Below are 22,966 nucleotides of genomic sequence, written 5' to 3' on the forward strand. Positions count from 1 at the left end.
GCCCTAGTTCCCGTTGCCCTACCCGGATAACCTCGGTGGGCATGACCCGGATTCACGAACTTCCCGCGCACCGTCTTGCGGCGTTGGTCCGCAGTCGTGAGCTGTCGCCTGTTGAGATCACTGAGCACTATCTGGAGCGGATTCACCGCCTGGACGACCGTTACGGTGCCTTCATTACGGTCACGGATGAATTGGCTCTGGATCAGGCCCGAAACGCGCAGAAACGCGCGATGAGCGACACGCCGGGCGACCTGCCACCCCTCCACGGCGTTCCCGTGCCGATCAAGGACCTGGACACGCTCGCCGGGGTCCGGGTCACTTTCGGCTCACGCGTCTACTCCGACCTCGTCGCCCCCGCCGACTCCGGAATGGTCGCCCAACTGCGCGCCGCCGGGGCCGTCTTCCTCGGAAAGACCAACACCCCCGAGTTCGGGGCCACCTGTTACACGGAGAACGACATCGCACCGCCCAGCCGGAACCCCTGGGACACACGGCTGTCCCCTGGCGGCTCCAGCGGGGGAGCGGCCGCCGCGGTGGCCGCCGGGCTGGCCCCCGTGGCCCAGGCCAGCGACGGGGGCGGGTCCATCCGTATCCCCGCCAGCACCTGCGGCCTGTTCGGCCTCAAACCCACCCGGGGCCGGATCTCCGGCGGCCCAGACCGCGCCGACCTGGCGGGCCTGTCCACGGCGGGCCCGATGACCCGGTCGGTGCTCGACGCCGCCCTGCTCCTGGACGCCATGGCCTTCAACATGCCGGGCGACCTCTACTCCGCACCGCCGCTGCCGCCCGGCGAGACCTTCGCCGACCATGTCCGCCGTGAACCCGGCAAGCTGCGGATCGCCCGCTACGCCGACACCGGTTCCGCCGGCATCGAGGTCCACCCCGACGTGCTCGACGCCCACGACAGGGCCACTGAGCTGCTCCGGGACCTGGGACACGAGGTCGAGGAGATCGAGAACCCCGCCGACACCGCCTTCGGGGGCGCTTTCGCGGGGGATTTCCAGCACCTGTGGGCGGCCGTCGCCTCCGCCACACCCATCGCCCCGGGCAGCGAGGGCGAACTGACCCCGATCTACCGTTGGCTGCGCGAGCGCGCCCGCACTACCGCGGTCCCCCAGTACGTGGCGGCCAGCGCCCGCCTCCAGCGCGGGGTGCGCGCGATGCTGACGGCCACGGCACGCTTCGACGCCGTGCTCAGCCCCACCCTGGCGCGGCCTCCGGTACCGATCGGGCACTTCAACTCGGGCGGGCCCGAAGCCGAGTTCCAGCGGATGACCGAGTTCACACCGTTCACCTCGCTCTACAACGTTTCCGGGCAACCTTCGGTGAACGTCCCGCTGTACTGGTCGGAGAGCGGTCTGCCGATCGGCTCCATGCTCACGGGCCGGATGGGTGCCGAGGGGACTCTGCTGTCCCTGTCGGCCCAGTTGGAGCGGGCCCGGCCGTGGGCACACCGGGTTCCCGACGGCTGGTCGGAGTGACCGAAGCGGGAGCCGAGGCCGAGGCGGGATCCGACGCCGAGGCCACAGCAGACGCCGCGGTGGCGGGACGGGGCAGGAACAGGCTCAGGACCGCCGCCAACAGGACCAACCCGGTGGCACCCAGCACACCGCCCGCGATCCCGTTGGTGTCCACCAGGGCGCCGGTCACCGGGCCGGCGACCGCGGCGCCGGTGCTCATCGCCGTAGCCATCCAGCCGAACGCCTCGGCCCGCCGCCGGGCGGGAGCGGTGTCGCCCAGCCGCCCCATGACGGCGGCCAGGGTCGGCGCCAGCGCCAGCCCTGACACGAACAGCAGCGGTGTGATGAGCAGTGGGGTGGGCAGGTGGGTGATCGGCGGGACGAACGGGACGAGTACCGCGAGGCCGAACGCCGCGGCGAAGGCCCGCAGCGCCACGCGAGGGGTGCCCTTCAGCCCGCCGGCGACCGCACCGCCCACCAGGGAGCCCAGCGCCCAGATCGAGGCCAGGACCATCACGTAGTGGGGCGCGTTCAGCTCGTTGGCCCAGGCGACGATCACCAGGTCCATGCCGACCACGCCGGAGACGATCAGCAGGCACATCGCGAACACCAGACACAGCGCGGGGTGGAACAGCAGGCTGCGGCGCGGTTTCCGAGCGTTGCCCGACCCCGCCCCGGCTGTCGCCCCGCGGCTCTCGGAACCGTCCTCGGAAGCGGTATCGGCTTCGGCGTCCTCGTCCTCCACCGGGGCCGGGCCGGTCACCCCGGCCCGCCGCAGCGACAGCGCGAACCCCACAGCTCCTACCAGCCCCAGAACTCCCAGAAGCAGCAGCGCCCAGCGAGGCCCCGCCATCGCGACCACACCGGCGGTCAGGATCGGGGAGAAGATGAACAGCAGTTCCTGGGTCGTGGCCTCAGTCGCGTAGACCGCCTGCCGGGCAGGCCCCTTGGTCAACCGGGGCCAGAGCGCACGCACGATCTGGTTGGCCGGGGTGCCGAAGAGCCCGGTGCCCAGGGCCAGCGGAAGCGAAAGCCACCACAGTGACGCGGGCAGCAGCGCCAGGGTCGTGAGGCCGACGGTGAACACCACGCCGCACACCAGAACCAACTTGTCACTGTTGCCACGGTCGGCCATCCGCCCGCGCAGCGGCCCCACCAGAGCCATTCCCAGGGTGAACGCGCCCGCGACCAGCCCGGCCAGGGTGTAGGAGCCCGTCCAGCCCTCGACCAGGAAGGTGACCCCGATCATCAGCCCCGGGGTGTAGAACCGGGCCGCCAGGGACCAGCTCAACAGGGACAGGACATGGGGAACGGCGAAGAGGAGCCGGTAGTTCGCGAACACAGCACTGATTATGCGGTCTGTGCAGGATTTACGCGACGTGTTTATCACCATGTGTGGCAGGGGTCTGCGGTTGTTCCGGAAAGTCGAAGGCCAGGTGTGGCCAGCGGGAATGTCACGCGAGGAAAGGGAGGATCTTCTGACCCCACGCCGGGCTGACCTCCGGTGTACGCGCCTCCCCTTGGGGCATGATCGGTGTCTGTGAGGGACGTTCAGCTGGCCCGGATAGCCGAGCAGTACGGGATCGCGACCACCTACGAGGACTGGCGGGGACGACAGGTGCCCGTCAGCCCGGACACGATCCACCATGTTCTGTCCGCTTTGGGGGTGGATCCGAAAGATCCCGACAGAGCCAGGCCGGGGCGGGGACTGTTGCCGCCCGCGGTGGTGGTCCGCGAGGGCAAGGCACCTGATCTGGTGTTGCCGGCGGGGGCCCGGAGCGCCGTGGAGACCGCCGACAGATCCCTGTTGCCCTTCGACCCCGGGCTGCCGCTTGGGGTGCACACGCTGCGGGTGACCGACAACGGCGCCGAGCACGACGCCCCGCTCTTGGTGGTCCCCGACCGGATCGAGCCCACGGCCCTGCGCGACCACCCGCGCCTGTGGGGCCTGATGACCCAGATCTACAGCGTGCGCTCCCGCGCCTCGTGGGGGACCGGTGACCTTCGCGATCTCGCGGAACTCGCCGAATGGAGCGCCCGCGACCTGGGCGCCGACTTCGCCCTGATCAACCCGGTGCATGCGACCGAGCCGCTCACGCCCGTCGAGCCGTCCCCGTACCTTCCGGTGAGCCGCCGCTACTCCAGCCCGCTCTACATCCGAGTGGAGGACGTGCCCGAGTACGCGCGCCTCGACCCGGCCCAACGCGAGGGGATCCAACGCCTGGCCCGGCCGCTCCGCGAGCGCGGCCGCACCGCCGACCTCCTCGATCGTGACGCCGTCTGGGAGGCCAAGCGCACCGCCCTTGAGATCCTCTTCACGGTGCCCCGCGCACCCGCCCGGGAGGCGGAGCTCCACTCCTTCCTGGACCGCGAGGGCCAGCCCCTGGTCGAGTTCGCGACGTGGTCTGCCCTGGCCGAGGAGTACGGGCCCGACTTCCGCAGCTGGCCCGCGCGCCTGCGCGACGTCGGTGCCCGGACGGTGGGCGAGGAAGCCTTGAAACTGTGGCCGCGCGTGGAGTTCCACCGTTGGCTCCAATGGATCCTCGACGCACAGCTCGGCCAGTCCCAGGAGAGCGCCCTCAACAGCGGCATGGGCGTCGGTATCGTGCACGACCTCGCGATCGGTGTGCAGGCGGGCGGCGCGGACGCGTGGATGTTCGGGGACGCGCTCGTGCCCGGCCTGCACGTGGGTGCCCCGCCGGACGAGTTCAACCCGCGCGGCCAGGACTGGGGGCAGCCCCCGTGGAACCCGACCCGTCTGGCCCAGCTCGGCTACGGTCCGCTCCACCAGATCCTGTCCCACAACCTGCGGCACGCGGGCGGCCTGCGGATGGACCATGTCATGGGTATGTTCCGGCTGTGGTGCGTGCCCGAGGGCGCCTCCGCCGACCAGGGCACCTACCTGCGCTACGACCACGAGGGCATGGTCGGAACGCTGGCGCTGGCCGCCCACCGCGCCGACGCGGTGATCGTCGGCGAGGACTTGGGCACCGTGGAGCCGTGGGTCCGCGGCCACTTGGCCGACCGGGGCATCCTCGGAACGTCCGTGCTGTGGTTCGAGAACGACGAGGACGGTGACCCGCTCCGCCCCGACCAGTGGCGCAGGGACTGCCTGGCCACGGTGGCCACCCACGACCTACCGCCGGTGGCGTCGTACCTGTCCGGGGAGCACGTCGACCTCCGGGACCGCTTGGGCCTGCTCAGCCGTTCACCGGATGAGGAACTGGCCGATGTCGAGGCCCAAGTGGCCCAGTGGTGCGCGCTCCTGGTGTACCTGGGGCTGCTGGAAGAGGACGCGGACCCGGTGGGTGACCCCGCCTCCGTCGTGTCGGCGATGCACGCCTTCCTGGCGGCGACCCCGGCGAGGATGCTCGGGGTCGCACTCACCGACATGGTGGGGGACCGGCGCATGCAGAACCAACCGGGAACCAGTACCGAATATCCGAACTGGCGGATACCGCTCACCAGCGGCGAGGGCGAACCCGTACTGGTGGACGAACTACTGGCGGATCCCCGCATGGTCGCCCGGATCCGCCGGACCCTGGGCCCGCTCGGCGGCCAGAACCGGAACACCTAGCCTTCAGGTGGCCGTCCACACGGTCACCTTTCCTCCCGGCGTGCCCTTCCCGCCGGAAGCACCCGCCAGCGACGCGCCGTCGGTTCCGAACTCCAACGTGTGCAGCTGCTCGGTGTGGCCTTCGAGTACCGCCGTTTCCGTCCAGTCGGAGGTGTCCCACAGCCGGACCGTGCCGTCGTGGTCGCCTGTGGCCACGGCACTCTCGTCCGGGCTCACCGCCACTGCCTGCACGGACGCCTCGTGCACGAGGGGCTCGGTCACTGGTTCCCCGCCGGGGAGTGAGCGGATCTGTACCAGGTCCTCCTGTGCGGAGACCACGGCGAAGGAGCCGGCGGGGGACACCGCTACCGCGCCCCGCCCCGCGACGGAGGTCGGCCCCAGCTCCCGCACGCTCGATTCATGCAGGTCCCAGATCCGGTTGGCGGCGGTTCCGGAGGTCACCACGTGCTGCCCTCCCGGGGCCGGGTGCGGACTCACGATGGTCTCAGCGGAGGCGTGCAGTTCGTGGACCGTCTCGCGCCCGCCGGTGTCCCACAGGATCACCGCCGCCTGTGCTTCGCCGTCCTCCCCGTCGAACGCGCCGGTCATGACCAGCCATGCCCCGTCGGGGGTGAACGCGGCGCTGTGGTACCGGTCCGCTTCGTCCGGCCCGTCCAACTCGGACCAGGATCCGGTCTCCCACATATAGGCGGTGCCCCCGTTGCCGGCCGCCACGAGCAGGTCTCCGTCGGGGGAGAGGGCGACACGGTGCAGCAGCTCGTCCGCGTCTTCGAGCAGGTACTCCTCTGTGCCGGACTCCAGGTCCCATACTGCTAGGTTGTTGTGCCAGGTCGCGGCGGCCAGGGTGCCATCGGTGCTCAGGACACCGGTGAAGAAGGCCAGGTAGTGGTCCGGGTTGACGTCGCGGAGTACCGGGCCCGAACGCCACTCGCCGGAATCGCTGGGGGACGCCGCCAGCATGTGTCCGCCGACCTCCATGGCGAGGAGGGTGTCACCCGAGAACGCCATCGACTCCGCGTTGGTCTCCCACACCCGCGGTTCCGGCTCCGCCGCCAGGAGGTCCACGGTCCTCTGGGCGCCGGATGCGGTGTCGGGGCCGGGGTTCGTCTCCGGTGAGGGCTGCGGCGGGGACGGCGGCGTTGCCATGAGCCCCAGGAACACCACGATGGTGGCGGCCAGCGCGTTCAACGCGAGCCGGAGCGAACCGAAGGGCTGCCGGTGTGCCCGGCCCCGGCCCTGCTCCGAGTCCTGCTCAGCGGGGATGCCTTCCCGCTCAGCCGAGGTGCCGTGCTGGTCAGCGGGGATGTCGGAATCCAGCGTCCAGTCTTCCGAGCCGTTCCCAGGGCCCGCCTGTGCCCCGGACTGTGCTTCATGTGCCCCGGGCTGTACCGGGGGCAACGCGGGAAGGTGAGCGGGCGGCCACGCCGCACCCGGGCCCTGCCCGCCGAGGTGCTGGAGCACCTGCTCCAGAACCCACTGCGCCGAAGGGCGCCGCCGTGGGTCCTTGCGCCAGCATTCCCGGACCAGCGCCCGCACGCCTTCGGGAACCGTGCCCAAACCCGGCTCCAGGGTGCGGATCCGCCACATGGTCTCCTCGTGGTTGCGGCCCCGGAAAGGGTTGCTCCCGGTCGTGGCAAACACGATCACGGTGCCCAGGGAGAACAGGTCCGATGCTTGTCCGACGGGCGCGGCTCGGGTCTGCTCGGGAGACATGTACGGGATCGTCCCGGCGATGCTTCCCTGCGCCGTCAGCGTTCCGCCGTGCGGGAACCGGGCCAGCCCGAAGTCGATGACCAGCGGCCGGTCAGCGGTCAGGATGACGTTGGCGGGCTTGAGGTCGCGGTGCACGAGACCCTGCCGGTGTATCGCGCTGAGCCCTTCCGCGAGCCCGGCTACCAGCTCCCACAACCCCGGGGCTCCCTGCCCGGAGCCACCCCACCCGCCGTGCTCGCGCACGGCCTCGGCCAGGTTCGGCCCTGGAACGTATGAGGTGGCCACCCATGGCCGCTCCGCCCAAGGGTCCGCGCCGACGACCGGCGCGGTGTGGAACCCGCCGACCTGCCGGGCCGCCTCCACCTCGCGCACGAACCGGCCGCGGTGCAGCCACCGCTCGGCGTGCTGGGGCAGGATCGTCTTCACCACGACCCGGAAACCACCGGGGCTCTCGGCGAGGTAGACCTGCCCCATCCCGCCAGCGCCCAACCGGTGGGTGAGCCTGTGGGGGCCTATGTACTCCGGGTCTTCGGACGACAGGGGCAGCACCGCAATACCCGTTCTCTCACGCCGCCCCCGCCTTCCCAGTATCGGCGGCGGATGCCCCGCATACCAGGGGAGGGCCGCTACCGGACAGCACGCATCGGTGACCGGGAACGGTACCCGAGGGCGCTCCCCGAGCAGGAGAACGGCCCCGGAGGGTGAACACCCGCCCCCCGGGGCCGTCCAAGGCGCAGCGCCCCGAAAGCGCCGCGTCAGGCCAACGATCAGCCGTTCTGACCGGCGGCGATGTCCGTAGCTCGGGCGCGCAGGGCGCGCTCCACCCCGGCCCGGCCCTCGATCAGCAGGCGGCGGAGCGCCGGAGCCGGGGAGTTCTCGGCGATGTAGGAGTCGGTGCGCTCCAGCGTCGCATCCTCCACCAGCTGGCTCGGGTACATGACCTCGGCGAAGGTCTGTGCGAACTCACCGGTCCACTTGTCCCAGGCCGGGGCGAGCTGGTCGAAGTACCGGTCCAGATAGGGCCGGTACAGCTCGGCCTGGCTCGGCTCGGAGAAGCCCAGCAGGGTCGCGCGGAACTCGGCGTTGGCGAGGTCCCCGCCCACGATCCGGTTCCAGGCGGTCTCCTTGGCCTCGGGGGTGGGGATCGCGGCCCGGGCCCCGGCGGCGTTGCGCTGACCGGTGGCGGTCGGGTCGGCCGCCACCTCGGCGGCGATCTCCGCCTCTCCGGCCTCGCCGGCGGCGACCAGGCGGCGAAGCAGCGTCCAGCGCAGGTCGGTGTCGACGGTCAGACCGTCCACGGTGAGAGCGCCGTCCAGCAGGCCGCGCAGCAGCGACAGGTGGGCGTCGCTCACGGCTGCGCCCGCCAGCGCGTTGATGTAGGCCAGCTGCAGATCGCCGCCGGGCTCGGCGGCGGACAGCAGGTCGCGCAGCCGGTCGGCCAGCTTCTCGAATCCGAACGGGCGCCACGCCGGGTCCGCGTAGTTGTACAGCGCGCCCGAAGCTTGGCGGAGCAGGGTCTGGGCGACCGTGACGTCGTCCACGCCGCTGATCCCGGAGATCACCAGGGCGACGTAGTCGCGGGCGGCCATCTCGCCGTCGCGGGTCATGTCCCAGGCGGAGCTGAAGGCCAGGGCACGCGGCAGGGACTCGCGGATCTCACCGGCACTGTCCACCACGGTGCGCAGCGAGCGCTCGTCCAGACGGATCTTGGTGAAGGTGAGGTCGTCGTCGTTGATGAGTACCAGGTCCGGCTGTGCCTTGCCGACCAGCTCGGCGACCTCGGTGCGCGCCCCGCTGACGTCCAGTTCCACGCGCTCGCGGCGCACGATGCCGTCCTCGGTGCGGTCGTACAGGCCCACGGCCAAGCGGTGCGAGCGCAGCGTCGGGTGCTCCGGGTCGGCCTCCTGCAACACGGCGAAGGACGTGAAGTTGCCGTCCGCGTCGACCTCGAATTCGGGGCGCATGGTGTTGACGCCGGTGGTCTCCAGCCACTCGCGTGACCAGCCGGACAGGTCGCGGCCGGAGGCGGCCTCCAGGTGCTTGAGGAGGTCTTTCAGCTCGGTGTTGCCGAACGCGTTCTCCTTGAAGTAGGCGCGCACACCCGCGAAGAAGGCGTCCACACCCACGTACGCCGCCAGCTGCTTGAGCACTGAGGCGCCCTTGGCGTAGGTGATGCCGTCGAAGTTCACCTCGACCGCCTGGATGTCGACCATGTCGGCGGCGATCGGGTGGGTGGAGGGCAGCTGGTCCTGGCGCAGCGCCCAGGCCTTTTCCACGTTGGCGAAGGTCGTCCAGGCATCGGTCCACTTGGTGGCGTTGACCATGCAGTACACGCTGGCGTAGGTCGCGAACGACTCGTTCAGCCACAGGTCGTCCCACCAGCGCATGGTGACCAGGTCGCCGAACCACATGTGCGCCATCTCGTGGAGGATCGTCTCGGCGCGGACCTCGTAGCGGGCGTCGGTGACGCGGGAGCGGAAGACGTAGTCCTCCAGGAACGTGACCGCGCCGGCGTTCTCCATCGCGCCCGCGTTGAACTCGGGCACGAAGAGCTGGTCGTACTTGCCGAACGGGTAGCGAAGGTCGAACAGGCCGTGGAAGAAGTCGAAGCCCTGCTTGGTGACCTCGAACAGGGCGTCGGAGTCCAGGTGTTCGGCGAGCGAGGCGCGGCAGTACAGGCCCAGCGGGATGCCGTCGTGCTCGTCTCGGACCACGTGGTACGGGCCGGCGATCAGGGCGGTGATGTAGGTGGACATCACCTCGGTGGCGGGGAAGTGCCAGCGCACCCGCTCGTCGCCCGCGGCCTCGCGCTCCACGTCCGGGGCGCTGTTGGACACGATCTCCCACGACGGGGGAGCGAAGACGGTCAGTTCGAACGCGGCCTTCAGGTCCGGCTGGTCGAAGCACGTGAACATGCGGTGCGCGTCGGCCGTCTCGAACTGGCTGTAGAGGTACACCGAGTCGTCGACCGGGTCCACGAACCGGTGGAGGCCTTCGCCGGTGCGCATATAGGCGGCGTCGGCGACGACCGTCAGCTCGTTCTCGGCCGCCAGATCGGGCAGAGCGAGCCGCTCTCCGTCGAACAGCTCCGCCACGTCCAGCTCGCGGCCGTTGAGCACGGCGCTCCTGATGGAGGGCGCGACCAGGTCGATGAAGCTCCGGGCGCCCGTCTCCTTGCTGGAGAAACGGACCTGAGTGGTGGACCGGAAGGTCTCGTCACCCGTGGTCAGGTCCAGTTCCACAGCGTAGGAGTCGACGCTGAGAATGCGCGCCCGCTCCCGAGCCTCGTCCCGTGTCAGGTTCCCTGCCACGCCACGCTCCCTCCACGGCCGCCATCGTCGCCGGCCGGAAAATTGTTGCCGACCACGGCGAGCCTGCCGACTGGGGTGGGCATCGTCGGGCCGGAGGTCGTCTTCTCGTCGGCATCGATCCTGTCACGCGCGGGGGTGGAATGCGCAACCGATTCCCGTGGTTGGGGCTCTACGGCGAGATATTCGACCGTCCAGACAGAGGAGCAGCGATGACTCAGACCGCGGGACAGCGGGCTGGTGAGGCTGGCGGGGAGACCGCCTACGCCGACATGTGGTTCGACCCCGCCTGCCCTTGGGCATGGATCACCTCGCGCTGGCTCGTGGAGGTGGAGCGGGTCCGTCCGGTGCGGGTGCGGTGGCGCGTGATGAGCCTGGGCGTGCTCAACGAGGGCCGGGACCTGCCCGAGGAGTACAAGGAGTCGATCGCCCGCTCCTGGCGGGCGGTGCGCGTGTGCGTGGCCGCCGAACAGCGCTTCGGGCCCGAGGTCCTCGATGGCCTCTACACCGCTCTGGGCACCCGCTTCCACAACAACGGCGAGCCGCGCACCCTGGACACCGTCAGTGCAGCGCTGGCCGATGTCGACCTGCCCGCCGACCTCGCCGAGGCGGCGGACTCCACCGAATACGACGAGGCGCTGCGGGCCTCGCACAGTGAGGCGATGAAGCTGGTCGGCGAGGACGTGGGCACCCCCGTCATCCAGGTGGAGGGCGTCTCGTTCTTCGGCCCGGTCGTCACCCCCGCCCCGCGCGGAGAGGACGCCGGGAAGCTGTGGGACGGCGTGCGCCTGGTCGCCGGAACCGACGGTTTCTTCGAGCTGAAGCGCACCCGCACGCGCGCACCCGCCTTCGACTGATTCCTCCCCTTTTGGGCTGCCCGGGGCGGTCGGCCGGCCGCCCGGGCAGCCCTCATAGAGTTGAGGTAAGGCTTGTCAGCACTACAGGGAGGAAGGCCCATGCCCGGACCCGACGACGACTCCGAGCTCTTCCCGGACACCACCCGCGACGAGCGGGCCGAAGGCTGGGGGGACGGTGAGGACGACTCCACGGCCCGCCTCATCGCCGAACGCCCCCCGCACTGGGACTGACCCGTCCCCTGGGGCTGGCTGCCGTACCTCCGCGTTGTCCGGTCATCGGTGAAAGCACCGGTGCGCCCACTGGGGCACCTCCCGCACTGGTCAACCAGAATCGCGTTCTGAGACAGTGGATCCATGCGATCCCTCTACATCGACGGCGCCTGGCGCGACTCCGCCTCAGAAGAGGCCCTGGACGTGGTCAACCCGGCGACCGAGCAGGTCATCGACACCGTTCCGGCCGGATCCACCCGCGACGTCGACGCCGCGGTCGAAGCCGCGGCCGCCGCCCTCCCCGCCTGGTCCGCGCTCACGCCGGGACAGCGGGTCACGCACCTGGCCAAGGCGCTGGAGCTGTTCGACGCCCGCCTCGGCCACATCGCCACCGAACTCACCCGTGACATGGGCGCGCCCGCGACCTTCGCCACCAAGGTGCAGGCGGGGCTCCCCTCCCTCATGTTCCGCACCTACATCGACCTGGTCGAGGAGCACGGGGAGCGCTACTTCAACGGGGAGCAGGTCGGCAACTCCCTCGTCGTGCACGAACCGATCGGCGTGGTCGGCGCCATCACCCCGTGGAACTACCCGCTGCACCAGATCGTCCTCAAGGTCGTCCCCGCGCTGCTCGCGGGCAACACGGTCGTCCTCAAACCGAGCGAGGTCGCCCCGCTGAGCGCCTACGCCCTGGCCGAGGTGTTCGACGAGGCCGGGCTACCCGCCGGTGTGTTCAACCTGGTCTCCGGTACCGGGCCCGTCGTGGGGGAGGCGATCGCGGCCCACCCGAAGGTCGACATGGTCTCCTTCACCGGCTCCACCCGCGCCGGCACCCGGGTGTCCCAGGTCGCGGCCGAAACGGTCAAGAAGGTCGCGCTGGAGCTGGGCGGTAAGTCGCCCAACGTGGTCCTGCCCGGCGCGGACCTCACCAAGGCGGTCAAGCGCGGCGTCGCCGACGTCATGCGCAACACCGGGCAGAGCTGCAACGCGCTCACCCGGATGCTCGTGCAGCGCGACTCCTACGACGAGGCCGTGGAACTGGCCGCGGCCTCCGCCGCCAAGTACGTTCCGGGCGATCCCGCGGACGAGGGAACGAGGATGGGCCCGCTGGTGTCCGCCGCCCAGCGCGACAAGGTCCGCTCCTACGTGGACCTCGGGGTGGAGGAAGGGGCCCGCCTGGTCGTCGGCGGCTCCGAGCCGGTCGAGGGCCAGGAGAGCGGTTTCTACGTCCGCCCGACGGTCTTCGCCGACGTGCGCAACGACATGCGCATCGCCCAGGAGGAGATCTTCGGCCCCGTGATCGCCCTCATCCCCTACGACACGGTCGAGGATGCGGTCGAAATCGCCAACGACACCGTCTACGGGCTCAACGCCGCTGTGTGGTCCGGCGAGCCCGAGGAGGGACTGGCTGTCGCCCGCCGCCTGCGGGCCGGCCAGGTCGAGCTCAACGGTGGGGCGATGAACCCCCGAGCGCCCTTCGGCGGGTACAAGCGTTCCGGCAACGGGCGCGAGTGGGGGCTGCCGGGCTTGGAGGAGTTCTGCGAGGTCAAGGCCGTGCAGATGTGACGCCTGTGGTCGGAGTCACATCCTGATTCCGCACTCGCCGGGAATCACCCCCGGTGACGTGCGCGTTGTGTGGTGTGGAAAAATTCCGACTGGTCATCCTCTGGTCGAACCCAATCGAGGTGTGAGTTGAGCAACAAGCCCGCGGTCTCCAAGGCTGGTCCTCTCGGAAAGGACCTGAAGGCCATCTTCGTGTACAACCTGATCGCGATCCTCTCGATGGCCGGCTTCGCCGCCCTCGGCCTGAGCGTCGCGGCCGCGGCCGCTGGCGCCTGAGCCAGCCGGATCCCGCACGACGAACGCCGCGCCCCGCCCGGTCCCCAACCAGGCGGGGCGCGGCGTTGCGCGCGACAGGGAGCTGTCACACTGGTGACGTGCGTGTTTACCTTGGATCAGATCATGCGGGCTTCGAGCTCAAAGAACACCTTGTCTCCTGGCTGAAGGGGCAGGGCCACGAGGTCGTCGACGCCGGACCGGCCGTCTACGACGCGGTCGACGACTACCCTCCCTTCGTCCTGCGCGCCGCAGAGGGCGTCGCCAAGGACCCGGGTTCCCTGGGCATCGTGATCGGCGGTTCCGGCAACGGCGAGCAGATCGCGGCCAACAAGGTCAAGGGCATCCGCTCAGCCCTGGCCTGGAGTGAGGACACCGCCAAGCTGGCGCGTGAGCACAACGACGCCAACGTGCTCAGCATCGGCGGCCGGATGCACTCCCTGGAGGAGTCCACCCGGTTCGTCGAGCTCTTCCTCGCCACGCCGTACAGCGACGAGGACCGGCACACTCGCCGGATCGCCATGCTCAGCGACTACGAGGAGACCGGCGAGCTTCCCCCGCTTCCGTAACCCCGCCCGTCCTTGGACGGGGCCATGTGTCCGCCCCCGTGCGCAGGTCGCACGGGGGCGTTCGTGTGCCCGGGCGCGGCCAACGGCGGGCGGAGCCACGGCACGCCCTCAGAGGCTCTGTTCCCGCCCGGCAGGGCTGTGGGATCCTGTTCTCGCACAGGACCCGCCGCGACCTCCGCCTGTCCTACCCCTAGCCCCCGGGTTTAGGCGGAACCCAAACCCGGGTTTACGGGGTGGAACACCCCTGGTTGCACGTGCTACGGCCGCACCGCAAGCGCTACAGTTCGTGCACAGCGGCGGGCCATCGTTGTCCGCGACACAGCGGTGCCCGCCTTCGGGCGTAACCAGCCACCACGATCCGGGCGCGTGTCCCCCGCACCGCCCCAGCCCGCCGACGCAGACCGGCCCCGGCGCGACCGTGACCGTGACCGCACCGGTGTGCCGCACAACGACCAGGAGTGACCCCCGCGGGTGAGCGGGTGTGCCGAGCCAGAGGATCAATGAACGCCACACCGACCGCCAAGACCACCCGGCTGCTGCGATCCACCACGCAGCGGCTTGTCGCGGTGCTCCGGCGCAAGGTGCTCTTCCGCTACCGACTCGTCCTCATCACCCTCGTCGTCATCGCCGTGGGTATCGGGATCGGCGCCGTCTGGGGCCCAGCGGGCTGGTTCCCGCCCAGTTCCACCATCCTCACCGTCCTGGCCGGGGGGCTGCTCCTCAAACGCAAGAGCCTCGCCTTCCTGCTCGGCGTGGTAGCCGCGGTCCTGGTGTTCGTGGCCTCCATGCTCGACTTCGGCCAGGTGGGACCGGGACTTCTGGTCACCATCGGTGTGACCGCCGTCCTGTCGTACCTGCTGTCCGGGGTACGTGAACGGCTCGGCGTGCAGGGCCTGAGCGGTGAGATGATGCTGTTGGACCTGCGCGACCGCCTGCGGCACCAGGGCAGGATGCCCGAGGTCCCGTCCGGGTGGGGGCGCACCGCGGTCCTGCGCCAGGCGGGCGGCTCGTCCTTCGGTGGTGACTTCGTCGTCTCCATCCGGCGGGAGAACCGGCTCGACATCGCGGTTGTGGACGTCTCCGGCAAGGGCGTGGACGCCGGAACCCGCGCCCTCATGCTCTCCGGCGCCTTCAGCGGCCTGATCGGCGCGGTTCCGGCCCGGGACTTCCTCGCCCACTGCAACGACTACCTGATGCGCAACAGCGGCGGAGAGGGCTTCGTGACCGCCGTGCACCTGAGCGTGGACACCGACACCGGCGCCTACCAGGTCGCCTCGGCCGGCCACCCTCCCGCCCTGCACTACGACGGCGGCACCGGGGTGTGGAGCACCACCGAGGCCAAGGGCGTGGTCCTGGGGGTCATCCCCGAGATGACCTACGCCTCAGTGGAGGGCAAGCTCCGCCCAGGCGACGCGATCATGCTGTGCACCGACGGCCTCATCGAGACACCCGGAGAGGACCTGGACGAGGGGATCGACCGCCTCCTGGGTGCCGCCGACACCCTGGTCACCCAGGGCTTCGCCACCGGTGCGGGCGAGGTGGTGGACACACTCAGCAAGGACAAGAACGACGACTGCGCACTCGTGGTCCTCTGGCGCACCTGATGCGGTCGGCATTCCGCCCCGCCTCCTGACGCGGGGGTGCGACACGAGCACTCTTCCTGGCGGTAGGGTCGGAATGTTCCCCGACCCCGGTACGAGGTCTTCGTACACGTCCCCGGATCGCCGTGTCCGCCCTCTTCGCCCCCGGGCGCCGACGCCGCACGGCCCATCACACCAGTGGCGAGGGGCCGGGACCGGGCTGTTGACCGGCCCTGGACTTCCCAGCTTTCCCGGCCCCGCGGGTGTGCCCGCCGGGCCCTGAGGACCAAGGGGGTGCTTCGCATGGACGGCGAGCGCGCTGACGAACTCACCGACCTGGTCGAGAACAACGACCTGACCGGGATCAGGATCTGGTTGGCCGAACACCGGCCCCACGAGATCGCCGACGAATTCGCGCGCATATCCAGTCGTGAGGCGATCATCCCCTTCCGGCTCCTGGACAAGGACCGGGAACTGGAAGTCTTCGAGGAACTGGACCCCAGCCAGCAGCAGGCCATCCTGCTGGAACTGCGCCGCACCGACTTCCACGACCTGCTCGAGGAGATGGACCCCGACGACCGGGCCCGGCTGATCGGGGAGGCGCCCGCCAAGATCGCCACCCGGGCCCTGGCCGGGCTCAGCCCCGCCGAGCGCAAGATGACCGCCTCGCTCCTGGGCTACCCCGAGGACTCGGTCGGCCGCTACATGACCCCCGAGACGGTCATCTTGCACCGGGACCTGACCGTGGGCCGCGCCTTGGAGGTGGTGCGCGCCAAAGGGGCCGACGCCGAGACCATCTACACCCTGCCGGTGGTCAGCGACGGCCGCCGCCTGGTCGGCACCATCACCCTGAGCGACCTGGTGATCAGCGACGACGGCCGGCTCCTCAAGGACCTGGTGGACGTGTTCGCCCCGCGGGCCGGGGTCAGCGAACCGGTCGAGGACGCCGCCCGACTCATCCAGGAGGCCAACCTGGTCGCCCTGCCGGTGGTGGACTCCGAGGACCGCTTCGTGGGCGTGTTCACCTTCGACGACGCCCTGGAGGTCATCGAGGCGGCCGACTCCGAGGACATGGCCCGCCAGTCCGGTGCCAGCCCGGTCGGCGACCACTACGTGACGGTCGGGGTGTTCCGGCTGGTCAGCGCCCGCGTGGTGTGGTTGTTGCTGCTGATCGTCGCGGCGACTTTGACGGTCAACGTCATGCAGGTCTATGAGGCCACTCTGGAGCAGGTCACCGCGTTGGCGATGTTCATCCCGATGCTCATCGGGACCGGCGGTAACGTCGGTGCCCAGTCGGCGACGGCGATCGTGCGTGCGCTGGCGGTCGGTGAGGTGCGGATCCGGGACCTGCCTTCGGTGTTGTGGAAGGAGAGCCGGGTCGGGTTGCTGTTGGGGGTGGTGCTCGCCGGGGTGGCGCTGTTGATCGGGTCGGTGCTGGTGGGCTTCGATATAGCGGTGGTGGTCTCCTTGTCGGTGATCGCGATCTGTACCTGGGCGGCGGTGATCGGTTCGGCGATGCCGCTGTTGGCCCGCAAGGTGGGGGTGGACCCGGCGGTGGTCTCGGCGCCGATGGTCGCGACTCTGGTGGATGCCACGGGTCTGCTGATCTACTTCTCCATCGCCCGGATGGTCCTCGGCATCTAACCCCGCCCTCCGAGAGCACGGAGCGGTGGTGACGCGGAGCGGAGGAGACGGTGTCAAAATGGTGGATGCCCTCCTCCGCTCCGCGCCGTCTGCCCGTCCTCCTCGCCAGGGTTCGCATGCCGTTGATGTGGCTGGCGATGGCCGCCCTCTTCGCCGGCTACCTCGGCCTGTCCTGGTGGGTCGGCGGAGCCCTGCTGGTGGCGGCGCTCGCGGTGAACCTGCGCCTCGGAACGGTCCGCTGTGCCCCGCGCGTCCTGGCTCCGCCGGTACGCGGCCGTTGGATGGCGCTGAGCAGCCCGGTGGACAGTGTGCCGAGCCAGGGCACCCACGCCTACGGCCAGACCCATGCGCTCGGTCTCGTGGCCGAGGACGGCACACGCCCCGACATCGCCTGGCGCCCGCTCAGTCGGCCGCCGGAGGACTTCCCCGCTTTCGGCGCCCCCGTGTACGCGCCCGCCGAGGGGACCGTGGTCCGCGTGTACGACCGCCAACGGGACCACCGGAGCCGAAACTCCTGGCTCTGGCTGCTCGGCACCGTCCTGGAGAACACCCTCCGCGAACTACGCGGTCCCTCGGGCCTGCTGGGAAACTACGTGGTCATCGATATCGGTGGTGCCCACGTACTCCTCGGCCACCTGCGTCGGGGGTCGGTCTCCGTGGCCTGCGGCGACAGGGTCGTGCTCGGCCAGCGGATCGCCCACTGCGGGAGTTCGGGGGCCTGCACCGAACCGCAGGTGCGGGTGCAGCTGATGGATCTGCGCCACCCGCTGTTCGCCGCTGGGATCCCCATGGTGTGGGGGAGCGGCTGGCGGGCCAAGGCCCCGGAACGGGAAGGACTCCCCGAGACCTGGCGGCCGGTTGAGATCATGGGGTTGTGAGCTTTTCTGTGTTCCCTCAGCAACCATCCACTCCCGTCAGCAATGATCACTACGGCCGCAGGCCACCGTTGAAGAGCCAGGCACTCGGATCGATTCGCCCCGGAGAAAAGAATCAGGGAGAGTTCGCCGATTCCCCCACACCGGCCCGCCCACACCGCTAACGTCTTTCTCGAACGTGTGAACGAGTCACCGGGAGGGGGTGGGACCCGTGGCCGAGACCGCCCCACAGCAGGACGAGCAACAAGCAGAAGGCAAGAACAAGCGCAAGAAGAAGCGGGGGTTCCAGCCCCGCCCCGGGCACGCGGTCCAGGCCTACGTCTTCGCCCTGGACCCCGGCGCCGAGGCCGAGCAGCGGCTGCGCTCGCACTGCGGAGGGGCCCGGACGGCCTTCAACTGGGCCCGCAAGCACGTCCTGGCCACCTGGGACCAGCGCGCGGCCGAGGCCTCCTACGGGGTTGCTGAGTCCGAGCGCACCCCGTGGCGGTCCTGGTCGCTGCCCAGCCTGCGGCGGGCGTTCAACGCCACCAAAAGGCAGGACCCCCGGTTCGCCTCCTGGTGGGCCGACAACTCCAAGGAGGCCTACAACACCGGCCTAGCGAACGCGGCGGCCGGCTTTGACGGCTATGCCGCCGCCAAGCGCGGCGATCGCAAAGGGCCGAGGGTGGGGGTGCCGCGGCCCAAGTCCAAGCACCGGGCGCCCCTGTCGTGCCGGTTCACCACCGGGGCGATCCGGTGCGAGGACACCCGCCGCCATGTCACCTTGCCGGTGGTGGGGCGGGTGCGTACCCATGAGTCCACCCGCAAACTCCACCGCCGCCTGACCAACGGCACCGCGCGCATCCTCTCGGCCACGGTCTCGCACCGGCGGGGCCGGTGGCAGGTGGCCTTCCAGGTCGAGATCGAACGCGCCCCCCGTGTCCCGGCCCGGCCGCAGGGGGTGGCCGGGGTGGACCTGGGGGTCAAGTCCCTGGCGGTGGTCGCCGACTCTGACGGTGGGGCGTGGCACGTGGCCAACCCCCGCCACCTGGAGGGGGCACTGACCGACCTGCGCCGGGCCTCGCGCAGGGTGTCGCGGCGCCAGGGGCCGGACCGGCGCACCGGGCGCCCTCCCTCCAAGCGGTGGGTCCAGGCCAACCGGGCCCGCAACAAGGTGCACCACCGGGTGGCGAATGTGCGCACCGATGCGCTGCACCACCTGACCACCAGTGTGGCGCGCGAGTACGGCACGGTGGTCATCGAAGACCTCAACGTGGCCGGGATGGTCAAGAACCGCCGTCTGGCCCGCCGTATCGCGGATGCGGGGTTCGGGCAGATCCGCCGCCAGCTGGACTACAAAACCGTATGGAACGGTGGGCGCCTGGTGGTGGCCGACCGGTGGTTCGCCAGTAGTAGGACCTGCTCGGGGTGCGGGGCGACGAAAGCCAAGCTGCCGCTGCACGTCCGGGTGTTCGACTGCGATGAGTGTCCCCTGGTGTTGGATCGGGACGTCAACGCAGCACGCAACCTCGCCGCCCTGGCGGCGCAGGTGGGCAGTACCGGTACCGGAGTGGCCGGAGACCGGGGAGCGAGGGCTCTGAAGGCCCGTGGAGCCGACCGTAAGACCCGCACTACCCGCACCCGCCGCAGGGCGGGTGCGGGGCGGGCTGGTGGCGCAAGACCGCACAGGCGGAAAGAAGCGGGACACCGTCGTCAGGACACCCAACTGAGGTTGTGGTGACACCGTCACGGACCTTTCGTGCACACATGCACGGGATGCTGATGTTTGCTTAAGACATCAGCAACGGCCCGAGGTTGTACCCGCCGGTCAGTCCGGTTCGGCGGGAGATTACCCTGGTAGTGAGGTAAGGCGAACCTAACGATCTGACGGGCGGGGGGTGTGCGGTGACCGCGACCGACGGTGCGCCCTGCAAACTCACGGTCTGCCGCGGCTGCTGCTGCGGCACGAAGAAGAAGATGCCGGGCGTCGACCACCAGGCCCAGTTCGCCCGGCTCAGCGCCATCGACGACCATGCCGCCCGCCGCATTCCGGTCCGTACCAGCAAGTGCCTGGGGATCTGTTTCCAGTCCAACGTCGTCGTGGTCCAGCCCTCCAAGGAGGGGCGCGCCGCGGGCGGTCGCCCCGTCTGGTTCGGCCAGATGACCGAGGACAAGCTCCTGGACGCGCTGGACGACTGGATCTTCGAGGGCGGCCCCGGCCTCACCCCGGTCCCCGCGGTCCTGGAGGACCACGTGACCTCCAAGGACGCCAAGAAGCCGAAGAAGTCCAAGAAGGACAAGGGTTCCAAGGCTGCGAAGAAGGAGCGGAAGAAGGCCGCGGAGAAGAGGGCCAAGCGCGAGAAGGAAGCGAAGAAGCCCAAGGACAAGCGGCCCAAGAGCGAGGACGACAAGGGTCTGAAGAAGGCCAAGAAGTCCAAGCAGGGGAAGAAGGCCCGGCGCACGTCCGAGGCGGTGCCGGTCTAAGCAGGTCCGGCCTGTCACACGCTTGTCGTCGGGCGGTGCGGTCGTGATAATGACTCCATGCGCATCGGTGTGCTCGGCCCGTTGCGGGTGGTCGCCGACGGACGGGATACCGACGTCGGTGGAGCTCGGCTACGCGTCCTACTCACCCGTTTGGCTCTCGGCGTCGGTGACGTCGTTCCTCCGCCAGCCCTGACCGAGGCGCTCTGGCCCTACGAGGGCCCCGCGAAGCCTGATTCGGCGCTGCATTCGCTGATCTCCCGGCTTCGGCGCGCGCTTCCCGAACCCACGGTGCTCCGCTCCGAACCGACGGGCTACCGTCTCGCCCTCCCCGCCGACTCCGTCGACGCTGTCCGATTCGAACGCCTCGCGGCCCAGGGGCACCGTGCCCTGCAAGCCGGCCACCGGGAGGACGCGGCGGACCTGCTCCGGGTGGCCCTGGGGCTGTGGCGCGGCCCGCCGCTCACCGACATCGCTCACCTGCCCTTCGCCGGAGCGGCCGCCGCCAGGCTGGAGCGGGTCCGATTGCGGGTGCGGGAGGACCTGTTCGCCGCCGAACTGGGATCGCCGGAGGCCGACGCCGGTACCCGAGTGGTGGAGCTGGAAAAGCTCGTGGCCGACCACCCACTGCGTGAACGGCTCCGCGAACTCCTGATCGCCACACTCGCCGCTGACGGGAGACAGGCGGAGGCGCTCACGGTTCACGAGGATTACCGGCGGCTCCTCGCCGAGAAAGTGGGCACCGACCCCGGTCCGAGGCTGCGGGAACTCCACCTCCGACTGCTGCGCGGGGCTCCGGCTCCAGGTGGACCTCCGGTGCGGCGGCCGCACAACCCCTGATCCGGTTCGCGGGACGCGAGGGCGAACGGATCCGGTTGCGCGGCGAATCGCCTCCCACCCCGGCCGCGCTCTTACCGCGACTGGGGGGCGAACTGGGTCCGGTACAGCGCCGTGTACAGGCCCCCCGTCTCCAACAGCTGGTCGTGTGTGCCGCGCTCCAGGATCCGGCCGTCCTCCAGAACCAGGATCTGGTCGGCCTCCCTGACGGTGGCCAGCCGGTGCGCGATCACCAGCGAGGTGCGGCCCTCCAAAGCGATGGCCAGGGCCTCCTGCACCGCGGCCTCCGACTCGGAGTCCAGGTGGGCGGTGGCCTCGTCCAGGATCACGACGGACGGGGCCTTCAGCAGCAGTCGGGCGATGGCCAGCCGCTGCTTCTCCCCGCCCGAGAGCCGGTAGCCCCGGTCACCGACCATCGTGTCGAGGCCGTCGGGCAGCTGCTCCAAGAGCGGACCCAGCCGTGCCATCCGCAGCACCTCCGCCAGTTCCGCTTCGGTCGCCTCCGGCCTGGCGTAGCGCAGGTTGGCGCCCACTGTGTCGTGGAAGAGCTGTGCGTCCTGGGTGACCACGCCGACGCTGTCGCGCAGGGAGCGGCCCGTGGCGTCGCGCAGATCCAGCCCGCCGATCCGCACGGAACCCTCGGTCGGGTCGTAGAGCCGCGACACCAGGTGGGTGAGCGTGGTCTTGCCCGCACCCGACGGGCCCACCAGCGCCACCATCTGCCCGGGCTCCGCGGTGAAGGAGACCCCGCTGAGCACCTGCGTGTCGTCGACCGCCTCCGACTGCGGGGTCAGTTCCAAGGACGCAACCGACAGCTCCGAAGCGGCCGGGTAGCGGAAGGACACGTCGTCGAACCGTACGCTCAGCGGCCCCTCCGGCAGGGGACGCGCCTCCGGGCTCTCCTTGATCTGCGGCTCCAGGTCCAGCACCTCGAAGACCCGGTCGAAGGACACCAGCGCGGTCATGATCTCCACGTGCACGTTGGACAGCGTGGTGACCGGGCCGTACAGCCTGGCGAGCAGGGTGGTCAGGGCGACCAGCGTGCCCACCTCGAAGGCGCCGCCCACGGCCAGCACACCGCCCACGCCGTAGACCATCGCCATGGCGAGCGCGGTGATCGTGGCCAGCATCGTGAACAGCAGACCGCCGTACACCGCCTGGCGGACCCCCAGGTCACGGACGCGAGCGGCCCGGCGGGCGAAGCCCTCGGACTCCTCGTCCGGCCGCCCGTACAGCTTGACGAGCATGGCTCCGCCCACGTTGAACCGCTCGGTCATGAGCGAGCTCATCCCGGCGTTGGTGTCCATGGCGTCCCGCGAGATGTTCGCGAGTTTCCGGCCGAGCAGCTTGGCCGGGACGATGAACAGCGGCAGCAGCGCCAGCGCCAGCAGGGTCACCTGCCAGGACAGGGCCAGCATCGTGATGAGCACCGCCACCACGCTGATGAGGTTGGACACCACCGACTGCAGAACCGAGGTGATGGCGCGCTGGGCGCCGACCACGTCGGTGTTCAGCCGACTGATCAGCGAACCCGTCTGCGTGCGGGTGAAGAAGGAGATCGGCATCCGCTGCACGTGCGTGAACACCTGGGTGCGCAGCAGGTAGATGACACCCTCGCCGATCCGGGACGAAAGCCATCTGCCGGTCAGGGTGATGACGCCTTCGAGGAGTGCCAGCCCCGCGGCGGCGATCGCCAACCAGACCACGACGGACGTGTCCCCGGGGATGATGCCCTGATCGATGATGGCCCGGAGCAACAGGGGGTTGGCCACGACGATGGCCGCGCCCACGGAGGTCACCGCCAGGAAGAGGAGGATCGCCCGCCAGTGCGGCCTCGCGTACGACAGGATGCGTTTGGTGATCCCAGGGGGGAGCTGCTGTCCCCGCGCGCTTCCGTCGTTGACCAGAGCCCTGTAGGAGGGCCTACCTGACATCATCCGCAGCCTCGTTCTCTACACAGGTTCGCCACGCATGCGTCAACACCGGTCTGCTCCCGCCGCTTCCCGAAGCGGGCCCAGCACTCCTGCGTAAGCCGTAGAG

General features: G+C 70.1%; 17 protein-coding genes. 13 read left to right on the top strand and 4 right to left on the bottom strand.

Annotated features, from left to right (window positions below; translation table 11 throughout):
* The first annotated feature begins 41 nt into the window (after positions 1-41).
* On the top strand, positions 42-1,481 hold the full coding sequence (locus tag ACYVDG_RS05990; protein ID WP_460747330.1) for an amidase: 1,440 nt from the start codon (positions 42-44) through the stop codon (positions 1,479-1,481).
* Here ACYVDG_RS05990 and ACYVDG_RS05995 read toward each other — a convergent pair.
* A complete protein-coding gene (locus tag ACYVDG_RS05995; RefSeq protein WP_460747331.1) occupies positions 1,378-2,802 on the bottom strand; it encodes an MFS transporter in 1,425 nt (474 codons plus the stop codon). The two genes, ACYVDG_RS05990 and ACYVDG_RS05995, sit on opposite strands and share 104 nt — an antisense overlap.
* Positions 2,803-3,000: 198 nt before the next feature.
* On the opposite strand from ACYVDG_RS05995, the gene malQ reads away from it, so the two are divergent.
* A complete protein-coding gene (gene malQ / locus ACYVDG_RS06000) occupies positions 3,001-5,037 on the top strand; it encodes a 4-alpha-glucanotransferase (protein ID WP_460747332.1) in 2,037 nt (678 codons plus the stop codon).
* 3 nt (positions 5,038-5,040) lie between these two features.
* Here malQ and ACYVDG_RS06005 read toward each other — a convergent pair whose 3' ends face one another.
* Positions 5,041-7,299 carry a WD40 repeat domain-containing serine/threonine protein kinase gene (locus ACYVDG_RS06005; protein WP_460747334.1) on the bottom strand — a complete coding sequence of 753 codons (2,259 nt, stop codon included), beginning with the start codon at positions 7,297-7,299 and terminating at the stop codon, positions 5,041-5,043.
* A 218-nt stretch (positions 7,300-7,517) separates the two neighbouring features.
* The gene (pepN, locus tag ACYVDG_RS06010) at positions 7,518-10,061 is read right to left on the bottom strand and encodes an aminopeptidase N (protein ID WP_460747335.1); all 2,544 of its coding nucleotides are present in this window, start codon (positions 10,059-10,061) and stop codon (positions 7,518-7,520) included.
* 209 nt (positions 10,062-10,270) lie between these two features.
* On the opposite strand from pepN, the gene ACYVDG_RS06015 reads away from it, so the two are divergent.
* The 11 genes from ACYVDG_RS06015 to ACYVDG_RS06065 all read left to right on the top strand — a co-directional run bounded on the left by ACYVDG_RS06015 (position 10,271) and on the right by ACYVDG_RS06065 (position 20,929).
* Positions 10,271-10,915, top strand: a complete 645-nt coding sequence (locus ACYVDG_RS06015; RefSeq protein WP_460747336.1) for a mycothiol-dependent nitroreductase Rv2466c family protein — start codon at positions 10,271-10,273, stop codon at positions 10,913-10,915.
* 99 nt (positions 10,916-11,014) lie between these two features.
* On the top strand, positions 11,015-11,146 hold the full coding sequence (locus tag ACYVDG_RS06020) for a hypothetical protein (RefSeq protein WP_460747338.1): 132 nt from the start codon (positions 11,015-11,017) through the stop codon (positions 11,144-11,146).
* A gap of 123 nt (positions 11,147-11,269) precedes the next feature.
* Positions 11,270-12,691, top strand: a complete 1,422-nt coding sequence (locus tag ACYVDG_RS06025; protein WP_460747340.1) for an aldehyde dehydrogenase family protein — start codon at positions 11,270-11,272, stop codon at positions 12,689-12,691.
* A gap of 126 nt (positions 12,692-12,817) precedes the next feature.
* Positions 12,818-12,964 (top strand): hypothetical protein, encoded by a 147-nt coding sequence (locus ACYVDG_RS06030; protein WP_460747341.1) that lies wholly within the window; start codon positions 12,818-12,820, stop codon positions 12,962-12,964.
* A gap of 98 nt (positions 12,965-13,062) precedes the next feature.
* Positions 13,063-13,530 carry a ribose-5-phosphate isomerase gene (locus ACYVDG_RS06035; protein WP_460747342.1) on the top strand — a complete coding sequence of 156 codons (468 nt, stop codon included), beginning with the start codon at positions 13,063-13,065 and terminating at the stop codon, positions 13,528-13,530.
* Between the two features lie 500 nt (positions 13,531-14,030).
* Positions 14,031-15,134, top strand: coding sequence for a PP2C family protein-serine/threonine phosphatase (locus ACYVDG_RS06040; protein ID WP_460747343.1), 1,104 nt, complete (start codon positions 14,031-14,033; stop codon positions 15,132-15,134).
* A gap of 279 nt (positions 15,135-15,413) precedes the next feature.
* Positions 15,414-16,754, top strand: coding sequence for a magnesium transporter (mgtE, locus tag ACYVDG_RS06045; protein ID WP_460747344.1), 1,341 nt, complete (start codon positions 15,414-15,416; stop codon positions 16,752-16,754).
* A 65-nt stretch (positions 16,755-16,819) separates the two neighbouring features.
* Positions 16,820-17,632, top strand: coding sequence for a M23 family metallopeptidase (locus tag ACYVDG_RS06050; protein ID WP_460747346.1), 813 nt, complete (start codon positions 16,820-16,822; stop codon positions 17,630-17,632).
* Between the two features lie 208 nt (positions 17,633-17,840).
* Positions 17,841-19,349 (top strand): IS607 family element RNA-guided endonuclease TnpB, encoded by a 1,509-nt coding sequence (gene tnpB / locus ACYVDG_RS06055; protein WP_460747347.1) that lies wholly within the window; start codon positions 17,841-17,843, stop codon positions 19,347-19,349.
* 164 nt (positions 19,350-19,513) lie between these two features.
* Positions 19,514-20,092 carry a (2Fe-2S) ferredoxin domain-containing protein gene (locus ACYVDG_RS06060; RefSeq protein WP_460747348.1) on the top strand — a complete coding sequence of 193 codons (579 nt, stop codon included), beginning with the start codon at positions 19,514-19,516 and terminating at the stop codon, positions 20,090-20,092.
* Positions 20,093-20,149: 57 nt separating this feature from the next.
* On the top strand, positions 20,150-20,929 hold the full coding sequence (locus ACYVDG_RS06065) for an AfsR/SARP family transcriptional regulator (RefSeq protein ID WP_460747349.1): 780 nt from the start codon (positions 20,150-20,152) through the stop codon (positions 20,927-20,929).
* A gap of 71 nt (positions 20,930-21,000) precedes the next feature.
* Here the strand turns inward: ACYVDG_RS06065 and ACYVDG_RS06070 are convergent, their stop codons facing one another.
* The gene (locus ACYVDG_RS06070) at positions 21,001-22,863 is read right to left on the bottom strand and encodes an ABC transporter ATP-binding protein (RefSeq protein ID WP_460747350.1); all 1,863 of its coding nucleotides are present in this window, start codon (positions 22,861-22,863) and stop codon (positions 21,001-21,003) included.
* Between the last annotated feature and the right edge of the window lie 103 nt (positions 22,864-22,966).

Source organism: Nocardiopsis oceani (assembly GCF_054777395.1).

What these genes read in the sequence shown, in the direction of transcription:
- ACYVDG_RS06015 (WP_460747336.1), top strand. Translation starts at nt 10,271, where the DNA reads ATGACTCAGACCGCGGGACAGCGGGCTGGTGAGGCTGGCGGGGAGACC.
- ACYVDG_RS06050 (WP_460747346.1), top strand. Translation starts at nt 16,820, where the DNA reads ATGCCCTCCTCCGCTCCGCGCCGTCTGCCCGTCCTCCTCGCCAGGGTT.
- ACYVDG_RS06020 (WP_460747338.1), top strand. Translation starts at nt 11,015, where the DNA reads ATGCCCGGACCCGACGACGACTCCGAGCTCTTCCCGGACACCACCCGC.
- ACYVDG_RS06040 (WP_460747343.1), top strand. Translation starts at nt 14,031, where the DNA reads ATGAACGCCACACCGACCGCCAAGACCACCCGGCTGCTGCGATCCACC.
- ACYVDG_RS05990 (WP_460747330.1), top strand. Translation starts at nt 42, where the DNA reads ATGACCCGGATTCACGAACTTCCCGCGCACCGTCTTGCGGCGTTGGTC.
- mgtE (WP_460747344.1), top strand. Translation starts at nt 15,414, where the DNA reads ATGGACGGCGAGCGCGCTGACGAACTCACCGACCTGGTCGAGAACAAC.
- ACYVDG_RS06025 (WP_460747340.1), top strand. Translation starts at nt 11,270, where the DNA reads ATGCGATCCCTCTACATCGACGGCGCCTGGCGCGACTCCGCCTCAGAA.
- ACYVDG_RS06065 (WP_460747349.1), top strand. Translation starts at nt 20,150, where the DNA reads ATGCGCATCGGTGTGCTCGGCCCGTTGCGGGTGGTCGCCGACGGACGG.
- ACYVDG_RS06070 (WP_460747350.1), bottom strand. Translation starts at nt 22,863, where the DNA reads ATGATGTCAGGTAGGCCCTCCTACAGGGCTCTGGTCAACGACGGAAGC.